The organism is Arthrobacter sp. TJ-58 (assembly GCF_058269295.1).
The window spans coordinates 372,836-392,618 of record NZ_JBZCNM010000003.1; the positions used below are offsets into that span (position 1 = coordinate 372,836).

At 66.0% G+C, this 19,783-nt stretch carries 16 protein-coding genes; 11 read left to right on the forward strand and 5 right to left on the reverse strand.

Annotated features, from left to right (window positions below; translation table 11 throughout):
• The first annotated feature begins 421 nt into the window (after window positions 1–421).
• Genes AC4D2W_RS12090 through AC4D2W_RS12105 form a run of 4 tightly spaced genes read left to right on the forward strand, consistent with a single transcriptional unit; the run spans window position 422 to window position 5,020 of the window.
• The gene (locus AC4D2W_RS12090) at window positions 422–1,954 is read left to right on the forward strand and encodes a sugar transferase (protein ID WP_490927147.1); all 1,533 of its coding nucleotides are present in this window, start codon (window positions 422–424) and stop codon (window positions 1,952–1,954) included.
• A 49-nt stretch (window positions 1,955–2,003) separates the two neighbouring features.
• Window positions 2,004–2,972: an NAD-dependent epimerase/dehydratase family protein gene (locus tag AC4D2W_RS12095; RefSeq protein ID WP_490927148.1), complete on the forward strand. Its 969-nt coding sequence runs from the start codon at window positions 2,004–2,006 to the stop codon at window positions 2,970–2,972.
• Window positions 2,973–2,975: 3 nt separating this feature from the next.
• Entirely contained in the window at window positions 2,976–4,352 is a 1,377-nt protein-coding gene (locus AC4D2W_RS12100; protein ID WP_490927149.1) for a glycosyltransferase, read from the forward strand.
• The gene (locus tag AC4D2W_RS12105; RefSeq protein ID WP_490927150.1) at window positions 4,349–5,020 is read left to right on the forward strand and encodes an LbetaH domain-containing protein; all 672 of its coding nucleotides are present in this window, start codon (window positions 4,349–4,351) and stop codon (window positions 5,018–5,020) included. Before AC4D2W_RS12100 ends, AC4D2W_RS12105 begins: the two co-directional genes overlap by 4 nt.
• 20 nt (window positions 5,021–5,040) lie before the next feature.
• Here the strand turns inward: AC4D2W_RS12105 and AC4D2W_RS12110 are convergent, their stop codons facing one another.
• Entirely contained in the window at window positions 5,041–5,823 is a 783-nt protein-coding gene (locus AC4D2W_RS12110) for an SGNH/GDSL hydrolase family protein (RefSeq protein ID WP_490927151.1), read from the reverse strand.
• Between the two features lie 100 nt (window positions 5,824–5,923).
• On the opposite strand from AC4D2W_RS12110, the gene AC4D2W_RS12115 reads away from it, so the two are divergent.
• The 5 genes from AC4D2W_RS12115 to AC4D2W_RS12135 are packed head-to-tail and all read left to right on the forward strand — an operon-like array spanning window position 5,924 to window position 11,369.
• A complete protein-coding gene (locus AC4D2W_RS12115; RefSeq protein WP_490927152.1) occupies window positions 5,924–6,760 on the forward strand; it encodes a glycosyltransferase family 2 protein in 837 nt (278 codons plus the stop codon).
• Window positions 6,753–7,883, forward strand: coding sequence for a glycosyltransferase family 4 protein (locus AC4D2W_RS12120; RefSeq protein ID WP_490927153.1), 1,131 nt, complete (start codon window positions 6,753–6,755; stop codon window positions 7,881–7,883). The genes AC4D2W_RS12115 and AC4D2W_RS12120 overlap by 8 nt, the downstream gene beginning before the upstream one ends.
• Window positions 7,873–9,351 carry a hypothetical protein gene (locus tag AC4D2W_RS12125; protein WP_490927154.1) on the forward strand — a complete coding sequence of 493 codons (1,479 nt, stop codon included), beginning with the start codon at window positions 7,873–7,875 and terminating at the stop codon, window positions 9,349–9,351. Before AC4D2W_RS12120 ends, AC4D2W_RS12125 begins: the two co-directional genes overlap by 11 nt.
• Window positions 9,348–10,136, forward strand: a complete 789-nt coding sequence (locus AC4D2W_RS12130; RefSeq protein ID WP_490927155.1) for a CDP-alcohol phosphatidyltransferase family protein — start codon at window positions 9,348–9,350, stop codon at window positions 10,134–10,136. Before AC4D2W_RS12125 ends, AC4D2W_RS12130 begins: the two co-directional genes overlap by 4 nt.
• Window positions 10,137–11,369: an MATE family efflux transporter gene (locus AC4D2W_RS12135; protein ID WP_490927156.1), complete on the forward strand. Its 1,233-nt coding sequence runs from the start codon at window positions 10,137–10,139 to the stop codon at window positions 11,367–11,369.
• Window positions 11,370–11,611: 242 nt separating this feature from the next.
• Here AC4D2W_RS12135 and AC4D2W_RS12140 read toward each other — a convergent pair whose 3' ends face one another.
• The 3 genes from AC4D2W_RS12140 to AC4D2W_RS12150 form a co-directional block, all read right to left on the reverse strand.
• On the reverse strand, window positions 11,612–13,087 hold the full coding sequence (locus AC4D2W_RS12140) for a tyrosine-protein kinase domain-containing protein (protein ID WP_490927157.1): 1,476 nt from the start codon (window positions 13,085–13,087) through the stop codon (window positions 11,612–11,614).
• 56 nt (window positions 13,088–13,143) lie between these two features.
• Window positions 13,144–13,899, reverse strand: coding sequence for an Rv1352/Rv1906c domain-containing protein (locus AC4D2W_RS12145; protein WP_490927158.1), 756 nt, complete (start codon window positions 13,897–13,899; stop codon window positions 13,144–13,146).
• 111 nt (window positions 13,900–14,010) lie between these two features.
• A complete protein-coding gene (locus AC4D2W_RS12150; protein ID WP_490927159.1) occupies window positions 14,011–17,124 on the reverse strand; it encodes a CBM96 family carbohydrate-binding protein in 3,114 nt (1,037 codons plus the stop codon).
• Window positions 17,125–17,371: 247 nt separating this feature from the next.
• Here AC4D2W_RS12150 and AC4D2W_RS12155 point away from each other — a divergent pair, with 247 nt between their 5' ends.
• Window positions 17,372–17,824 carry an FAD synthase family protein gene (locus tag AC4D2W_RS12155; protein ID WP_490927160.1) on the forward strand — a complete coding sequence of 151 codons (453 nt, stop codon included), beginning with the start codon at window positions 17,372–17,374 and terminating at the stop codon, window positions 17,822–17,824.
• Window positions 17,821–19,311, forward strand: coding sequence for a glycerophosphodiester phosphodiesterase (locus AC4D2W_RS12160; RefSeq protein ID WP_490927161.1), 1,491 nt, complete (start codon window positions 17,821–17,823; stop codon window positions 19,309–19,311). Before AC4D2W_RS12155 ends, AC4D2W_RS12160 begins: the two co-directional genes overlap by 4 nt.
• Here the strand turns inward: AC4D2W_RS12160 and AC4D2W_RS12165 are convergent.
• Complete coding sequence (locus AC4D2W_RS12165) at window positions 19,304–19,729, reverse strand: VanZ family protein (protein WP_490927162.1); 426 nt, start codon at window positions 19,727–19,729, stop codon at window positions 19,304–19,306. The genes AC4D2W_RS12160 and AC4D2W_RS12165 overlap by 8 nt on opposite strands.
• Window positions 19,730–19,783: the final 54 nt, after the last annotated feature.

Genomic DNA, 19,783 nt, shown 5'->3' on the forward strand with positions numbered 1-19,783 from the left:
TCCAGGGCCGCAGCGGGGCTTTTGGGGGTTAAAACCCTCAAGGTGCGGCGGTTCGGTTGTCCGGCCAAGTAGCGCTAGGTATCCCTCCCGCAGAGGGAGAAATTGGCCTGAGGAGTCGAGTAACCATTACTCGTGCAGGGCCTAAATGCCCCTCCTAGTCTTTGGTGTGTTGATTGATTTGCAGGGAAAAGATGCGGGCTATCACCGCACGGACGGCTGGGAGTTTCCGGTCCGAGTGCGCGGTGCTCCCGGTGGGAATATCCCGGTGGAAACCGATAGACCGCCCCGCAAATCAATCTTCCGGCGCCCTCGGCGCCGGTCCCCCGAGCGGGGTCGACGGTGTCGAAGCCTCTTGAGACCAAGGCTTCCCCCCAGCCGCCGTCGGCCCCTTCGGACGTTTTAGCAACATAGGAGAGTCTCGGTGACCGACCTTAAAGATGCTGGACTCCGGCCAAAACGGGCACTGTCCTCCACCATTTCCCCTTCCGCTTTCAAGCTCGCGGGACCTGCGCCGCGCCAGGCCAGCGACGGCGTCCGCTGGACCAACAAGTACCGAAAAATTCTCCACGTCTCTGACCTGGTGTCAGTAACCCTGGCCGTGACCCTGGCCCACCTGACGCGGTTTGGCGTGAGCACCGAGTACATGTCCGGCGGCGGGAGGCTGAACATCCCCTACCTGGCAGTTTCCACCGGAATCTGGATGGCCTGGATGTCTTCGCTGGCCGTATACCGCACCCGGGATGCGCGGATCGTGGGCTCGGGCGTGGACGAGTACAAACGCGTCATCAGCTCCACGGTGATCGTGATGGGACTGATCGCCGTCTTCTGCCTCACCTTCCAGGTGGACATCTCCCGCGGATACTTTGCCCTTGCCTTCCCTGTGGGCCTCAGCAGCCTCATCCTTTGCCGGCTGCTGCTTCGGCAGTGGCTGAAAGGCCAGCGTGCCAAAGGCCGCTATCTGTCCAAGGTGATCATCCTGGGCCGGCCCAAAGATGTCCGTTACGTGGCCAAGCAGATCCAGCGCCGGGAAAACTCTGTCTACCAGGTGATCGGTGTTGCGCTGACGTCAACAGGTAACCGGGAATGCGGCACTGCCGCGAAACCGATTCCCGTGGTGGCGGACCAGAACACCATTGTCAGCGCCGTCCGGCGGCTGCGGGCGGATGCCGTGATCGTGGCAGGCCGGGTCAAGGGCCCCAGCTCTTATGTGCAGGAACTGGGCTGGGAACTGGAAGAGTCCGCCACCCAGCTCATCCTCACCACCGGCCTGACCAACGTTGCCGGCCCCCGCATCCACACCCGCCCGGTGGAGGGCCTTCCGTTGATGCATGTGGAGCTGCCGCAGTTCTCGGGCAGCAAGCACGTGCTCAAGCGCGGCCTGGACGTGGTTCTCTCCCTTGCCGCCCTGGTGATGCTGATTCCGGTTTTCGCGGTGCTGGCCGTCCTGGTCAAAAGGGACAGCCCCGGTCCGGTGATCTTCCGCCAGGAACGGGTGGGCCGCGACGGGAAGTCCTTCGAGATGCTCAAGTTCCGGTCCATGGTGCAGTCCGCCGAAGACGATCTGGCCGGCCTGCTGGACCGCAACGAAGGTTCCGGGGTGCTCTTCAAGATGGAACACGATCCCCGGGTGACTTCGGTGGGCAGATGGATGCGCAAACACTCCCTGGACGAGCTTCCGCAGTTCTGGAATGTCTTCCGGGGCCACATGTCCCTCGTCGGCCCCCGTCCGCCGCTGCCCCGTGAAGTGGCGCAGTACGACGGCCGGGTGCACCGCCGGCTCTACATCAAGCCGGGACTGACCGGGATGTGGCAAATCAACGGCCGGTCCGAACTCGACTGGAAAGAGGGCGTGCGAATGGACCTCTACTACGTCGAAAACTGGTCGCTGGCCGGCGACCTCCGAATCCTTTGGCGCACGGTGGGCGTTGTCCGCCGGCCAGTGGGCGCTTACTAAAAACTTCCTCCGGCTTCGGCTGGTCCCCTCTAGAGAAAGCGAAACAACCATGAAATCTCTTGTTACCGGAGCCGGCGGATTCATCGGCGGCCACCTTGTGGCGCGGCTCATCAGTGAAGGCCATGAAGTGCGGGCCGTGGACTGCAAGCCCCTCGACGAGTGGTATCAGGTCCACGACTCGGCAGAGAACATCCAGGGCGACTGCTCGCTGCTGGAAACGGCACACGAGGTGAGCCGGGGGATGCAGCACGTGTACAACCTGGCCGCGGACATGGGCGGCATGGGGTTCATCGAGAACAACAAGGCGCTGTGCATGCTCACCGTCCTGACCAGCACCCACATGCTGGTTGCCGCCCGCGACGCCGGAGTGGAGCGCTTCTTCTACAGCAGCTCGGCGTGCGTCTACGCCGCGGACCACCAGACCTCCGCTGATGTTGTGGCCCTGAAGGAAGAACACGCCTACCCGGCGCAGCCCGAAGACGGCTACGGGTGGGAGAAGCTCTTTACCGAGCGGATGTGCCGGCACTTCCAGGAGGATTACGGCATGCAGACCCGGGTGGCACGCTTTCACAACGTGTACGGCCCGGAAGGAACCTGGGAAGGCGGCAGGGAAAAGGCGCCGGCCGCTCTGTGCCGGAAGTTTGCCCATGCCTCCCTGACCGGTGAACTGGACCTGGAAATCTGGGGAGACGGGGAGCAGACCCGCAGCTTCATGTACATCGATGACTGTGTCCGCGGCATCCTCGAAATCATGAACGGAGATTCCGCGGAACCCGTCAACCTCGGCTCGGCCGAACTGGTGTCCATCAACCAGATGGCTGACAAGCTGGAGCAGATTTCCGGAACCATCGTGAACCGCCGCTACAAGCTGGATGCACCGCAGGGTGTCCGCGGACGCAACAGCGACAACACCCTGTTCAAGGCCACCTACGGGTGGGAACCGTCCATCAGCCTGCAGGAGGGACTGGAGCGGACCTACGAGTGGATCCAGGACCAGGTCAAGGCGCAGAGGGTCTGAGCCATGCGAATCCAAGTGCATGACTTTTCCGGCCATCCTTTCCAGGCCGAACTGTCCCGGGAACTGGCTGCGCGCGGACACTCGGTGGATCACGTGTATTCCACGCAGTACGGCAGCGGAAAGGGAACGCTGGAACGCACGGCGGCGGATTCGGAGCTGCTGGACTTCTCGCCGCTGACCGCAAAACAGCCGTTCCAAAAATACAGCGCGGTGGGCCGCATCCGGTTTGAACGCTCCTATGCCGCGGCCTGGCTGGCCCACACCAAGGAAACCGTTCCCGACTGCGTGGTTGCCTGCAACGTGCCGCTCTTTGCCCTCGCGGACTTCCGGCGGGCTGCTGCCCGGCGGGGACTGCCGTGGGTGCTCTGGCACCAGGACCTGTTCAGTAATGCGATCTCCGAGGAACTGGGCCGCAAACTCCCCGGCGCTGCTGCCGGCACAGGCGGCGCCGTGGTGCGCCGGATGGAGGCAGGTGTGGTCAGCGGTGCCCGCCAGGTTGTGGCGATCGGTGAGGAGTTCCGCCAGGCCTACCGGCAGTGGGGATTGGACACCGGCCACGTGACGATCATTCCCAACTGGGCACCCATCGATGAAATCACGCCCCGTCCGCGGGACAACGCGTGGTCAGCGGCCCACCTTCCGCACGAAGGGGAGCTGCGGCTGCTCTACGCGGGAACCCTGGGCCGGAAGCACAATCCGCTGTTGCTCGGTGCGCTGCTGCGGGAATCGCTCTCCGCTGGTTTGCCGGTGCGGCTGATTGTGGCCTCCGAAGGCGAGGGCATCGACATGCTGCGCGAGGATCTGGCCCGGGAACCGGAACTTCCGGTCACCCTGCTGCCGTTCCAGCCGGCGGCAGACCTGCCGGAGATGCTGGGCTCCGCGGACGTCCTGGTGACCATTCTGGAACCGGGGGCCTCCCGGTTCTCGATTCCCAGCAAGGTCCTCTCCTCGCTCGCGGCAGGCCGCCCCATCCTGGGGCTCATGCCGGAGGACAACCCGGCGGCGGATGACATCAAGGAAGCCTCCGGGTTTGTGGGTCCGCCCACCGACTACGGGGTGGCAGCAGCGGTGGGCTGGCTGCGCAGGCTGGATGAGGACCCGGCGGCAGCGAAGGCGGCTGGGGCACGCGGACGGCGCATAGCCGAAAACCGTTTTGGCATCGGTCCCATTGCGGACCGCTTTGAAGCGGTGCTTAAGCATGCCGTGGCGGGGCTCCCCGGTGCTCCGGCAGGGTTGGCCGAGCGCCCGGCCCGGGCGGCGGGTTTTCCCGACGGCCTGGCGGAAGCCGCGGCCCAGCAGTCCGACGGTGTTCCGCCGCGGGTCCGCCCCGCGCATGCGGCGGCCCCCGGGCTCCGGGACAGTACACGAAAGGTCTCATGATGCTCGAACATGCACAGCGTTCAGCCCGGCAGCCGCCGGCGGGGATCCCGCAGGAGGACGACGGCGGCAGCCGCCGGCGCCGTCGTCCTCCGATTGACCTGTCCCTTGCCCCCGGTGCCGGGGAATCGTGGGGGAAGCCGCGTGCCGTGGTGTATCTCTGGTCCGCCTGCGAACTGGTGTTCGTCACCAACCCGTGGCAGATCAGTTCACGCCTGCGCGTGGCCGTGCTTCGGGCGTTTGGCGCGGAAATCGCGGAGGGCGTGATTTTCCGTCCGCGCACGCGGGTGAAGTCGCCGTGGAAGCTGCACATCGGGGAGCGCACCTGGATTGGCGAGGGCGTCTGGTTCCACAACCAGGACCACGTCTACGTGGGATCGGACGTCGTGATCTCGCAGGAGACCTTCCTGACGACGGGCAGCCACCGCGTCCGGACGGACATGGGACTGGTCACCAGTCCCATTCGGATTGACGACGGCGCCTGGATTACCTCGCGCTGCATGGTGCTGGGCGGGTCCAGCATCGGGGAGTCCGCCGTCGTCCAGCCGATGACCGTGGTCAAGGGAACCGTGGGCGCAAACCGTGTGTACGGGTCCACGGCCCAGCCCGCGGAACTGGGCAACAGGTTCCCCGCGGAGCCCGGTGCCGAAGATGCCGGCGGGCCGGCATGAACTTCGGAGAGCGGGGCGGATTAGGCGGCCGGCGGGAGGTTCCGGATGACCTCGTTGAGAATGGGGAAGATCTTCTCGGCCAGGTAAGCGTGGCCAACATCGGTGGGGTGGATGCCGTCCTCGCCGATCAGTCCTTGCTCCGAGCCGGCAAACCAGCCTTCGGCCAGGGCATCGATGTACTGGACGTCTTCCTCGGCAGCTGCCCGGGCCATGGCCGCGTTGTTGGCGGAGATGAAGTCCGGGACATCGGCGTCCACCCACACCGGACCGAAAACCACCACCTTGGCCTGAGGGGCAATGTCGTGGATGTCGGAGTACAGCATCTTGGCCGCCTGGTACATGGCCATGTCCGTCTGCCGGCCGTCGTTGCGGCTGCCGAAGACCACCACCACGTCGGCGGTGGAGCGAAGCCGGAGCGTGGCGGCTTCCCGGAACACCAGATCAGTGGCGCCGCGGGTGAGGTAACCGGAGCCGGGCTGGGCCATGACGCTCATCTCCACCTGGGGGCCCTGCTCGTAGAAGCGGGTTCCCACCAGCCGGGTCCAGTTGGCCGGTCCGATGCCGCCCTCGGAGGAGCCGGCCACGTAGGAGTCTCCCAGGATGTCCAGCTGGGGAACCTTCGGGACAGCGGGTCCTTCCGCAGCCGTTCCGGTGCGCGGGTCACCGATCGCCTGATCCGAATTGGAAAGGGCGTAAAAGGACAGCAGGGAGGCTGCGGCGAGCAGCACCAGAAAGCCCAGGGCACGGGGCCATCGGCGACGGGAGAAATAGGATGTGCGGCGAACCTCACGGCTAGTTGGCATTTCTAAATGATAACTGAGCGGTCTCTGGAATGAATGCTCCAATAAAAAACATGAAATACCTGCTTCAGGGGGAGAGTACGTGAATAAAATACCTGTTTCCGTGTTGGTTCAAACAAAGAATGAAGAAGAGGGAATTAACAAATGCCTTGCGGCCTTGACAGAGTTTGATGAGGTTATTGTTGTAGATTCAAACAGCACGGACCGCACTGCGGAATTAGCCAAGGAAGCAGGAGCAACAGTCATTAATTTCACGTGGGACGGGAAGTTCCCGCAGAAGAAGCAGTGGCAGCTGGAACAGGTGGAAACCCGCAACGAGTGGCTGCTCATGCTGGATGCGGACGAATACCCCACACCGGAACTTGCGCAGGAGCTGCGGGCCATCGCCGAAGACCCTGAGCAGACCCGGGTTGCCTACGACCTGCCCGTTGCCTATCACTTTGCCGGCACCGGCCTGCGCCACGGACACCGGGTGGTCAAGCGCTCCTTCCTGCGCCGGGGACACAACGCGTTCCGGAACATCGACCTGCTCCATCTGCCCGGCATGGGCGAAGTTGAAGCGCATTACCAGCCTGAACCGGACGGACCCGTGGGGTGCACCGAGGCCCTGCTGGTCCACCATGACGTTGACCCGGTGCGGACCTGGTTTGACCGGCACAACCGCTACTCCGACTGGGAAGCGTATATCCGCACCCATCCTGAGACCCGGGGCAGTGTCCGCGAGTCCAAGAGCAGCCAGGGCCGGCGGTTCGATGCCGTTCCGCTGAAGCCCCTGGTGTTCTTTCTGTACAGCTACGTGCTGCGCCGCGGTTTCCTGGACGGCCGGGCGGGCTTTGACTACGCCCTGGCTCTTTCCACCTATTACTGGCAGATCGGCCTCAAGAGCCGTGAACTGCAGCGCGCGGGCGCCAACGGAGCCGGGGGCACGGACCGTGGCTAGTACCTCAAGCGCCAAGGTCATTCAGCTTGGCGGCCTGGCCGGTCCGGGGGCCGCCGCCGGCGGAGTCTGGGCTGTTGCCCGGACGCAGAGCGCGGCGCTGCGCCGTGCGGGCATGCAGGTGGAACTCATCGGCGGATGGCTGGGCAAGCTCCCGGCGTCCTCCGACGGCACCGCGAAGTTCTTCCGGGTCCGCCGTCCGCTGCCCGGAGCGCGGCTGAGGGGACTGGCGAGCCTGCAGCTGCCCCGCTACGTTGCTTCCCGCGCCCGCACGGCCGACGTAGTCCAGGTGCACCTGTGCCGGGACTTCATCACCACGTCCACCACCGCGCTGCTGCGGCGGGGGAGGGCCCCGGTGATCGCCCAGTCGCACGGCATGCTGGCCCCCTCCTCCGCGCTGCCGGTGCGCCTGTTCGACGCCGTCATCACGCGCTGGCTGGTACGGATACCGCAGCTTTGGCTGACTCTGACCGCAGAAGAAGAAGACGGACTCCAGCAGCTTGGCGTGGACCGGACGCGGATGCGCCGGGTGGTCAACGCCAGCGCAGAGACGACGCTGCGCTGGTCAGACCCGGAACAGACAGTTTTCCTGTTTGCCGCGCGGCTTTCCGCCCGCAAGCAGCCCGCCGTTTTTGTCCAGGCTGCATTGGCAGCCCTCGACGCCGGACTCGAGGCCCGCTTTGTCCTCGCCGGCCCGGACCAGGGCGAAGAAGCCCGCGTCCGCGCCCTGATCGAAGCTTCGGCACACGCCGATCGGTTCACGTTGACCGGGGAGCTGGCCCCGGAACAGCTGCAGGCAGCCATGGCCGGCAGCACCGCCTACGTTTTGCCGGCACTGAAGGAGCCCTATCCAATGTCAGTCCTTGAAGCGGCTGCGGTGGGAACACCGCTGATCATCACCAACGACTGCGGACTGTCGGCAGATCTGCGTGCCGGTGACGCCGCTGAGCTCGCGGAACCGTCAGCTGATGCCTTTTGCGAAGCCATGCGCAAGCTGGCCGTGGACCCGCAGCGGCGGGCCGAGCTGGGCGCCAATGCCCGTCGGCTGCACCACCGGCTTTGGTCCGCCGAACGGCTCGCGGAAAGCCTCGCTGCCCACTATGCGGAGGCCACCGATGCACGCTGAACCCATGCCCGTGCGGCGCTCCGCCCTCATCCTGCCGGACCCGGCTGACGGAGCGCCAAGTGACTCGCGCCGCTCAGGTGTCCGCACCGCCGTCGCACTGGTTGCCTTTTTGCTGTTTGCGGTGGTGCTGCCGCTGCAGGTGCGCGGTGCCGCGGCCGTGTTCTATACGGACACCAACTTCCTCATCCGCTACGCCGTGCTGGTATACGCCGCCACCAAGCTGGCCACCCTCCTCTGGCAGACGGATATCCGGCCGGTCGCCGGCGTGTTTTGGATCTTCGTCTACACGGGAATGGGGTTGGCGCCGCTGGCGCAGCTGACCACCGGCCGCAGCACCGCCCTGGCCATCCAGGTGGATGAAACCCTGCTGACCATGGCCAGCCTGCTCACGCTGCTGGGATGCGTCTGCTTCGACCTCGCCTACCATGTGCGGGCGCGGCGGCGGAGTTTCCGCGGGCCCCGCCTGCGCTTCCGGACGCTGCGCAGCCTGGACGTGCTGCGCGTGTTCTCGGTCGCGTCACTGGTGGCAGCCCTGGTGTACATCGTCCAGGTTGGCGGGCCGCAGGTGTTCTTCCTGAGCCGCCAGGAAACCAGCCAGGCACTGGATGCGATCAGCCCCGACAGCGGGCAGGCCCTGCGCGCGATCGTCTCTGCCTTGGGCTCCGTAGCCTGCCTCACTGCGCTGATTTTCTACCTGCACGTCTGGCGCACGCGTGACCGCACCCTGGCCGCCGTCGACGGTTTCATTGTCGCGGCCCTGGTGATCATCAACGTCATCGTCAACAACCCCGTTTCCAACTCCCGGTACTGGACCCTGGCCGTGCTCTTCGGCTTGATGCTGCCGCTGATCCGCGGCAGGAAGGGCCTGTTCAACGCTGCCGTGGCCGGCGGCGTCATTGCTTCCGTGGTGGTCTTCCCGCTGGCGGACGTCACCCGGCGGGCTGCCGGCGCGGGCGTACCCCTGCAGGTGGACTCCATCTGGACCACCATCGCCACCAAGGATTACGACCAGTTCACCATGCTGGCCAATACCCTGGGGTACACCCTGGACCACGGATACTCGTGGGGCATGCAGATGCTGGGCCCGATTCTGTTCTGGGTGCCCCGGGTGGTCTGGACGGACAAACCGCTGGACACCGGCGTTGAGGTGGGGCTGTGGATGAACAGCAACAACCTCAACCTCTCGGCTCCGCTGTGGGCCGAAGCCTGGATCAATTTTGGACTGCTGGGCCTGATCGTCACGTTTGTGGGACTGGGCCTGCTGGCCCGGCGGCTGGACACGGGCTTCCGGGCGGAAATCCTCAGCAAGGGCTCGGTGGGTTACCTGGGCATTTCCATCTTTGCCGGGTACCTGTTCATCCTCCTGCGCGGATCCCTGCTGCAGTCCATGGGACGGTTGGTGGTCCTGGTGCTCTCCATCCTGATCCTGACAGCCGTGACCAACCGCCAAGAAAGGCTGCAATCATGAGCCGGACCGTACCGCCGCCCTCTGCCCGGGCCACCTTCCAGGAATCTTTCAGCGAGCTCAAACAGGCACAAAAAACGCGCAAGGGCGTCCCGCTCTACCTCCTGTACGTCAACCGGCCCGCGGGCCGGGCCGTTGCCGCTGCCCTGCGCCACAGCCGGTTCACGCCCAACCACGTCACTTTTGCCGGCGCACTGCTGACGTACGGATCACTGCTGTGGCTGGCGTTCGGCGCGCAGGCCAACCTCTCCACGGCACTGGTGGGCGTCCTGCTCGCCCTGGGGTACGTGCTGGATTCCGCCGACGGGCAGCTTGCCCGGCTGCAGGGCGCCAGCTCCGCCTTCGGAGAATGGCTGGACCATGCCCTGGACAACGGGCGCATCACCGTGATGCATGTGGCGGCCTTCTGCTTCCTGGCCCGGACCACCGACTATGACCATGTGCTCCTGGCAGCCGGCTGCGGACTGTTTCTCCTGTCCAGTTCCTGCATCTTCTTCGGCGGAGCGCTGGTGGATCAGCTGCGCCGCAACGCCCGCCGGACGGAGACGGCCGCGGCTGCATCTTCAGGTGCCGCGTCACCTGCTGCGGACCGGGAAAACAACCGGCGCCTGCTCCGGCGCTCCATCATGACCCTGCCCGTGGACTACGGCATGACGTGTTTGGCCTTCCTGCTGCTGCCCTGGCCCACGGTCTTCCTTGCCGCATATGCGGTGCTGGCCGCGGCCCATGTGCTGATGTGCCTGGCGTTCCTGCCCAAGTGGCGGTCCGAGCTCCTGGCGCTGGACTAAGTGAGCGGTGTCCGGCGGCTCGTAACCTTTGCAGACCAGGGTGTTTCGAGTGTTTCCAACTTCGTGGCCGTGGCGATTGCCGCCAACGTAGCCACCGCTGTTGATTTTGGCCAGTTCTCCCTCGCGTATGCGGGGTTATTGCTGTTCCTGGGCGCGCAGCGCGCACTGGTGGGGGAGACCCTCCTGGTGCGCTACTCCCGGACGGGTGACCTGACCCCGGCCACTCCTTCCGCGAGCCTGGGTGCAACAGTGCTGGTTGCCGTTCCAGCCGTTCTGTTCCTGCTGGCCGGGGCACTGTTGGGCGGAGCGGACCATGCCGAGCTCTGGCTGCTCATGGCTGCCCTCTCACCCTTTGTCCTGCTGCAGGACGCTGTTCGCTACCTGTTTATCTGCCAGGCCCGGCCCGTCCTTGCCCTTCTCATCGACGGGATCTGGGCCGTCGGATCGATCACTGCGATGCTGCTGGCAGTACGGTCCGGCGGGAGTCTGATGCTGGTCCTGCTGTGGTGGGGGATCGGGGCCGCCGCCTCCCTTGCGATCGGTCTGCTGCTGGCCCGCTGTGTTCCGGCGGTTGTCTCCGGGGCGCGCTGGCTCTGGCTGAACCGGGATTTCTCGTTCCGCTACCTGGCCGAGTTCCTCACCCTGAATGCCTCCACCTTTGCTGTGCTGTATCTGCTGGTGTTTCCCCTGGGGGCGGCCGGCGTGGGTGCTCTCCGCGCGGCCCAGCTGCTCTTCTCTCCGCTGAACACCGTGTTTGGCGCCATCAAGACCGCCGTCATTCCGGAACTGGTCCGCACCCGGGGGACCTCGGCCTTCCGCAGCAGGCTGCTTGAAACACTGGCCATTGTGCTGGTCCTGGCCGTGGGATGGGGAGCGGCTGTGCTGCTGCTGCCGGCGTCCGCGGGGGAGTTCGTGCTCGGAGACACGTGGCGCAATGCCGAGGATCTCCGGCTGCCGTACGCCCTGCAGTACCTGGCGATGGTGCCGTACACGGTGCTGCTGGCGTATTTCCGCGCATCGCAGGCAAACCAGCTTTCCACCCTGATGCGCGGCGTCCTCGCCGCCCTGACCCTGGCCCTGCCGCTGGGCTTTGCCGCCACCGGATCTGCTGCCGCGTCCGCCTGGGGCTTTGCGGCCGCCGTGGCTGTGGCTGCGGTGTCCGGCCTGATGGCGGTGCGCATCCGGAACCGCCCTGTACAGACGGCGGATGCCGCGCTCGAACCGGCAGACTGACCAGGCGCTTCCCGCCCGGCACTGGGATCCACCCACCCGCCCGGCAGGCAGCCCACCGCCCGGCGGATGCACAGCCCGTCGGAATCGTGAACCCACGAGCCCGCACGGACAACGGCCCTCCAACGCAAACAACCCCAAAGGTAAACGCCCTCCAACGCAAACAGCCCCCAACACAAACAGCCCCCCGGACGGTGCGCAGGTAACCTGCACATCGTCCGGAGGGCTGTTTGCGGCTGTCGGCCTTAGGCGGTGTGTGCTCCGGAGCGCAGCGGCTGGTCCGAGGCGTTGTCGCTGTCGCGCAGAATGGCTGCTTCAGCTTCGGCCACCGGAGACGCGGGGCCGCCGTCGCTGTCCCGGAGTACCGGCAGCGGAGTCACGCCGTACTCGGACAGGTAAGCGGAATTGGCATCCGGTCCGGTGCGCGGAATGCGGTTGAGGACTACGCCCACCACATTCGCGTTGACCAGGCTCAGCTGTTCCACGGCCTTGGACAGGTTGTGCTGGCTGACCCGGGTGGCGCCGACCACCAGAAGGATGCTGTCGGTCTGCCGGGTCAGGATGGCAGCATCGGCCACCGGAAGCACCGGCGGAGCATCCAGGATGATGGTGTCATATTCCAACTCGAGCTCGGCGATCAGCTCCGACATGGCGGCGGATCCCAGGAGCTCGGTGGGGTTGGGGGGCAGGGGCCCGGAGGTCAGGACCGACAGGCCGCCGGAGCCCCAGTGCTGGGTAGCTTCGGTCAGCGTGGTCCGGCCAATCAAAACCGTTGTCAGACCAATGTTGCCTTCCAATCCGGTAGCCGCGGCCACGGACGGAAGCCGCAGGTCCGCGTCCACCAGAATCACTTTCTGGCCGCTCTGCGCAATGCTCAGGGCCAGGTTCAGCGCCACGGTGCTCTTGCCCTCCCCGGCCTGGGAGGAGGTCACCACCAGCGACTTCATCTGCTGGCTCACGGCGGCAAACTCAAGGTTGGTCCGCAGCTGGCGGAAGGCATCAGTACCGGGGCCGCCCAGGACGATCGGCCGTGAACTGTGCCGCGTGGCCGGGGACTCCGTGATTCCGCCCAGGAGCGGCAGCGACGTGGACTTGCGGACATCGGCTTCGGACCGCACATGCCGGTCCAGGACGTGGCGCAGGATTGCCACCACCAGTCCGACGGCGAGCCCGTACAACAGGCCCAGCAGCAGGTTCAAAGAAGTCTGGGGGCTGGAGGCCGAGGTGGGCGGCTGGGCCGTGTCCACCGAGCTCATGCGCACCGGAGACGGCAGTCCGTTGGTGGGCCGCTCCAAATCAGCAACTGAGGAAATCAGGTTCGCCACCACGCCGTTGGCAATATCCGCTGCCCCTTCGGGTGATGAATCCACCGCCTGAATATCGATGAGGACGGTGTTGCGGGACGTTGATGCCTTGATTTTGGTGGCCAGCTCCTGGGGGGTCATATCCAGTTCCAGATTCTCGATCACGGGATCCAGGACCTGCGGCTTGGTGGCCAGATCAACATAGGACTGTACCCGTGCCAGGGCAAAGTCGCTGCCCTGCTGGAGTTCAGCGGAGGTTCCCACGTTTTGGGTGGAAACAAACACGCTGCTTGTTGCTGTGTATGTTTTTGGCATTACCACCGAAACAATGCCGGCAGTGATGAGCCCGATGAGGGCCAGTGAGACTATGAGCATCCAATTGCGGCGAAGAATAAGTATTTGTTCTCGCATATCCATTGGTTACCCCTTCCCTAGGATAGGCAGGTGAATGTGAAGTAAATTCTGGGCCGGTGTCATGACCGGAACCAGGAATAGCATTGATCCGATTCCACGCGCGCTGCTCCGGCAGTGATTTCCACCGGCGAGGAGCCGTCGTAGGCGCCGATCAGGCTGCCGTTTCCGGCGTAGACGGAGATGGTGCAGCCCTCGGGGGCGCCGTAGGCACGGTAGGTGCCCGGTGCAATCGAGGGTTTCTCGCTGTGCGGAGCGGCCTGGCCAACGGTGAATGTGCCGTCGGGGAATCCCCGGGCCGCCGCATCCAGCTCGGGCTGCATCTCCGGGCACAGCGAGCCAATGGCATCCATGGTGTCGGAAGCCGGGTTCATGATCAGTTCGCTGATCACTGATTCGGGATCCATGGCTTTGGCGCTGATCAGCTGGTCGCAGCGTTCCTGCCCCACCTGCAGCACCGCATTGGGATCGGTGCCTTCGGGCACTTTGTCCGCCAGGAACTGTGCCTGCGGCGCGTCGAAGGTGGGTTCCGGAGCGGGTTGCGGCGACTGGACGACGGCGCCGGGGTCGGGCCCGGAGCTGGCGCCGGAGTCAGCACCGGGTTCAGTTCCCGGCCCCGGCTCCTGGCTGGCAGCAGCGGACTTACCAGCAGCCGGCTTATCGGCTGCCGGCGAACCGGTGGCGGTTCCGGCGGAGGAGGACGGCGTTGCCCCTGGCTTTACCGCAGACGGGGGCACGGTGGCTGGGGCCGCCGCATCGGGTGAAGAATCCTGGGAGCTGCACCCTGTTGCCGCACCCAGCAGCGGCAACAGCAGCAATCCCAGAGCATATCTTTTGAGACCTGGTTTCATGAAGGGGACTTTCTATCGAGGGGACCAACTGGCAAAACTAGGGGCCGCGGTTTCCGGCCGGACGGTGGGCTAGGGGGTTCATTGGGGACCGAACTCCAAGGTGAGGACAGGCCGCCGGGTGGAGGTTGCCTCCTTGGTGTAGAACCAGGCGTTGTCTGTACCCGCACTGGTGACGGCCAGGTCCACAGAGTTCTCCAGCATCGCGGAGACAGCTGCGGGGTCCAGGCTCACGCTGTAGGGCGTATTGCCTGCAACGGGGGACAGGGTTCCCAGCACCGCGGAGCTGAGCTCGGGCCGGGTGCGGTAGGTGGTGCCGGCTTCCGTCCAGCTGCCGGTCACCGGCTGGACCGTGTGCTGGTCAAGAGATCCGCTGATCGAGTCGGCAACGGTGTAGAGCCGCAGCGAGGCAGAGATCAGGCGCATGCCGGCCGGCACCTGGGTGCCGGGAGTGAACCGCAGGTACGAGGTGTAGGCGGACGTGCCCCGGGATGCCATGGAGTTGGCGGTTCCGTTGGTGGCGCTGGGCGCACCCTGGTTGACGTAGGTGTCCTCGGCGGGCGTCAGTGAGAGCGTCACCGGCTTCGCGGGCGGCGGAGCAGCCACCACCGTGGCACTGGCCGGGGCGGACGGGGCACCGGCGTTGCCGGCGGCGTCGACCGCGGCTACCCGGTAGTAGTACGTTCCCGGGGCCAGCCCCGCATCGGTGTAGGAAAGTACCGACTCCGGGGTGGTGGTCAGCAGGGTGTCCGCGGACGGGCTGAAGTCCCCGGCCGTGGAGCGGTACACGCGGTAACCGGTGACGCCCACGTTGTCCGTGGCGGCATTCCAGCTCAGCGAGGCGGTGGTGCCGCTGACGGCAACTGCGGCACCGGTGACCGCGGCCGGAGCCGTGGTGTCGGGAGCAGGAGCCGGCGGGGCGATGGTGCCGCCCCCGGCCACGTAATGCTTTGCCACCTGAGCGGCGCTCAGCGCCGTGGGGTAGACGGAGAACTCGTCCATGGCACCGGCGAAGTAGTTGGCGACCGGCCGTCCCGGGAAACCTGTGGTCGGGTCCGCTGCGGCGGCGGGGAGAGTATCTCCGCCCACCCGCCAGGAACCGGTGTAGGTTTGCGCCGCAGCGCTCCGGCTGCTGGCTGCAACGTTGCCGTCCACGTACAGGGTGGCTCCTGCCGGTGTTTGGGTGACGACGGCGTGGTGCCAGGCATTGTTGTTGTAGGTCCCGGCGGTGGTGAGGTTGACCCGCTCATTGGCGTCGTTGAGGACGCCGTAAACGAGCGTGCCGGAGGCCGTCATGGAGAGGTTGCGGTCCACGGTGCCGGTGCTGTTCCGGTCGCCTTTGCGGTTGGGCTGGCCGGAGGCGAAGCCCATGATCTCGCCGCCGTTGACGGTGTCTGTCTTGAACCAGACCTCTTCGCTGAAGCTGGTGGGTGCCGCGGACCGCTGCTGGCCGGACACCTGGTCATCCACGCCGTCGAACACGGCGGCGGTGCTGCCGGCTACGGCGCCGTCGGTGCCGCCCAGAAGGGGAGAGCTGTAGGTGACGCCGCGGTTGTTGCCCGGTGAGCTGTCCACGGGGGCGGTGGCCGGAGTGTCGTCAAGACGCCAGTAGGTCGAAGCGCCGTCGCCGAGTACTTCCGCGGGATAGGGCTGGGTGCTGGTGGCGGTGGTGACGGAGACCTGGGCGGAGAGGGCGCTGACGTTCGTTCCGTCGCTGGCCCGCACCCGGTAGCTGTACGCCGTGCCCGGAGTTGCGGTGCGGTCCGTGAAGGTGAGCTGGGGCGTTTCAAACAGGACGGAGTTTCCGGACACGGTGCCCAGGGCGGTGGAGCTGCCGTTGCGGTACACGCTGTAGGTGAGCTGCGAATCGTCGTTGTCCACGCTCTGGGTCCAGCGGATCTGGTTCTGGCCCGCGGTCAGGCTTGCTGCCCGGACGTTGGCCGGAGTGCCGGGCGCGGCCGACGCCGGCCCGGGGCCAAAGCGGGTCAGCGACTGCTGGGCGGTGCTGTTGGCGGTGGTGAATTCACCGGCTACCCACAGGACATCTCCGTTGCCGGTGTTCGTGGTTTCCAGGGCCCGCGGGCCAAGGCCTTCGCCGGCGCCGTCGTTGGTGTCCGGGCTCCAGCCCAGGAAGGGATAGGGATTGTTGATGTCCTGGGCTGTGAGGTGCCGGCGCACTCCGTCGGCAAACCCGCCCATGCTGGAGCAGTCGTGCGCGTGGTGCGCACCGTAGAGGACGTCCTTGTACGGCAGCACGGCCTGCGTGGCGCCCTGGCAGGTGTCTTTCCAGATCTGCTCATAGTTGTTGCTCAGCGAGAGCCGGGCCCGGCCGTCGAAGGACCGTGACCCCATGCCCTCGCCGGCCACATAGAAACTGGTCCCGTCACTGGTGATGTCCTTGAGTACGGCGGTGGCGGGGATGTAGCCCGCTGCCGGATAGGTGCGCACGTTGGCGCCGGAGGCGTTGTCCACCACGGCCATGGCACGGGACTCGGCGCCGTTGACGTTGCTGAAGTCCCCGGCAATGAGGACCACGCTGCGGCCGGCCGGCACATCGATCGCCCGGCCCACGCCGTCGGCTGCCGGAGCCCAGGGCAGAAGCGCTCCGGCGGGGGTCACGGCGGCGAAGCGGCTGCGTGCGGTTCCGTTGACGGTGGTGAAGTCCCCGCCGAAATAGACGGCATTGGCCGTAGCGGCAATGGTGCGCACGGTGCTGTTGACGGTTCCCGGGCGGAAAGTGGTGTCCACGGTGCAGTCCGGAAGGTTGATCGCGGCAATCCGGTTGGCGGCCACGCCGTTCACGGTGGTGAAGTTGCCGCCCACGTACAGCTTCCGGCCGTCGGGGGAGGTGTCCATGGCACGCACCGTGGCGCCCGTTCCGCCGGTGAAGGACAGGGAGCAGGAAGCGGGGCTGCCGGTGTAGGCGTCAAAGGCGGCGAAGTTCACTGCTGCCTGGGACTGGCTGCTGCCGGCGGCGGTGCCCGGCGGCCTGACCTGGGTGAAGGTTCCGCCCACGTACATCACGCCGTTGGCCTCGGCCATGGCCCAGGCAATGCCGTTGGTCTGCCACGTGGGCAGGGCAATTGCGGAGAACGCCACACCGGGGGACAGCGCGGATGCGGGAGCGGCCAGGCCGATCAATGATGCTGCTGCAACAGCTGCAGCTGAACAAACTGCCGCCAGTTTTTTGTACACGGCCAGACCACCTTATGGAAAGAAGGACGGACCCACGGCCCGAATCTGTTGGAATCGTAGCGGCGGCGCGTCGCAGGGCACACGGTGGCCTTTACTCGACTAATTGCGGTGCCTACCCGCCGGTAAGTTGCTTCTACTCATGTTTTCCGGGGTGCTACGTGAATCCGGGATAAACGCTTTACCGGCACCCCCTGCGCCCCGCACGATGATCTCGGAAACCACAGATCAAACGCGGGGGTAGGGACACATGGCGGTTAGGATCGGCTACGCCTCGGGCGCCTATGACCTCTTCCATATCGGGCATCTGAATCTGCTGAAGCACGCCCGCAGCCAGTGCGACTATTTGATTGCAGGAGTTGCCTCTCCGGAAATGACGCAGCGCCTGAAAGGAACCACACCGGTCATTCCGCTGGCGGAGCGGATGGAAATTGTCCGCAGCGTCCGTTATGTGGATGCGGTGGTGGTGGACACGCACCTGAACAAGGCGGACACCTGGCGCGAGGTGGGGTTCAACATCTTCTTCAAGGGCGATGACTGGAAGGGCACCGAGAAGGGCGAGCGCCTGGAGCGGGACATGGCCCTGATCGGAGTGGAAGTGGTCTACTTCCCGTACACCGTCAGCACCTCTTCGACAGTGCTCCGCCGAGCCTTGACGATTCTTGACGGCGGCCGTGCCGAGGACGCAGCCCGTCAGGCATGAATCCGCTGGACCGCATGAATCCGCCGGGAAACTCCCGCGACCCGTCCGGGCCGTCCCGGCGTCAGGTGCTTGGTCTGGGTGCGTTGGGCCTGTTCCTGGCCGGCTGCACCGGCAGGCTTACTCCCGGCGCGGCAACCGAACCCACCCCTGAACCGCCTCCCGTCCACACCGTGGAATCGATGCTTGCCGCCACGCCGTTCCTGGTGGCGCACCGCGGATCCTGGGACAACTGGCCCGAGCACACCATGACCGCGTACCGGGAGTCCGTGAAGGCGGGAGCCGTTGCCCTGGAGGTATCGGTCAGTGCCACCCTGGACGGGCAGCTGGTCTGCCACCATGACCTGACCACCGAACGCACCACCGGAACCAAGCTGGTCATCAAGGATTCCACCTACGCCCAGCTCTCCGAGGTGCTTGTTGATGCACGGGCATGGCTCGGCCCGGAGTCGAAGCCGGAAAAGATTCCCCTGCTCAAGGACGTCCTGGACGCCTTCGCCGCCACCCATGTGCTGTTCCTTGAGGACAAGCAGGGCACCAATGCCAAGGCGCTGCTGGATTTGATGGACAGCTATCCCGACTCAAACAGCCACTTCATCTGGAAACAGTCCGCCCAGGCCGGGCAGGTGGAGGCGGCAACCAAGCGCGGCTACACCAGCTGGGGCTATTTCACCGCGGAGCAGCTGGAACTGGTTCCGGCGCTCGCAGACCAGTTCACTCTTCTGGGCGTTCATCACTCCGCGTCCGACGCCGAACTGGCCGCCGTGGTGGCCACCGGCAAACCCGTGATCTGCTGGGAGGTCCACACCCGCGAGCTGCGGGACCGGCTCCTGGACCTGGGAGCCTCGGGGCTGATGTGCGCAAACCTGCCGTATCTTGCCGCGGACGAGCCGCTGGAGACCTCCGATTGTTTTGCCGACGGCCTCCGGGCTGCGGGGGACCTGCCCTGGCAGGTGGGCGCCGGCTGGGACCTGCAGCCTGCGCTGATCCCGGCCGAGGGAACCCTGCTGATGGCGGCCAAGGCCAACAGCAGTTACCGGCTGGGCTCCATGGGCCCGGTGAAGCGGGAGCTGTACAGTATTCAGTTCGACATGCGCTGGCCGGACATCCTGCCGCCGGACAACGCCCTGCATGCCGGAATCATTTTCGGCCAGGACGATGACCGCCCCTACCGGGTGCTGATTCCCAGCGACGTGGGCGGCTACCACCTGATCGTCCGCCCCACCGGGGAAATGTCGCTGCTGCTGCGCAGCCCCGGGGAGGCCGGCGGCCTGCGCCTGAGCTCCGTGGACACGCAGCCGGTGACGGCGGGTGAATGGATGACCTTCAGAATCGACATTGCTCCGGACAGCATCCGCTACACGCGGCTGGACGGCATCGGCTGGTCCGGCCAGGCCTCGGACCGCAAGTTCCGCGGCGGCTACTTTGGCCTCTCCCGCAACTATTCCGATGATGCGCCGGTGGAGTTCCGCCGCGTGAAGGTCACCTAGGCACCCTCCCGCCCGCATCCCGGGACAGCACAGAACGACGACGGCGGCGCCTCCGGTAAGCGCTGCCGAGCTGCCGCACCACGGATAAGGCCAGTGCACCGAGCAGCGCGCCGCAGGTATTGAGGATGACGTCGTGGACATCGCCCTGCCGGCCGGCAAGGAACACGTCCTGGAACCCTTCCACGGCCACCGTGAGCCCGGCGCACAGCAGCACCGCCAGCCACCAGCGGCGCACCGGCAGGAAAGCAGCCGCGAGGACACCCAGCGGAACAAACAGGAGCACATTGGCGGCGGACTCCACGGCTGCGTAGTCCACCCAGCCGGGCAGCCCGTGGCCCTGCAGCCGCCGGATCAGGCGCAGGATGGTGCCGTACAGCGGGCGGTCCACCGGTGCCGGCCACAGCAGGACAGCGGCCATGCCGGCCAGTACGACGGCGGCGGCAGCCAGCAGCGCAATGCGCCGTCCCCGTGT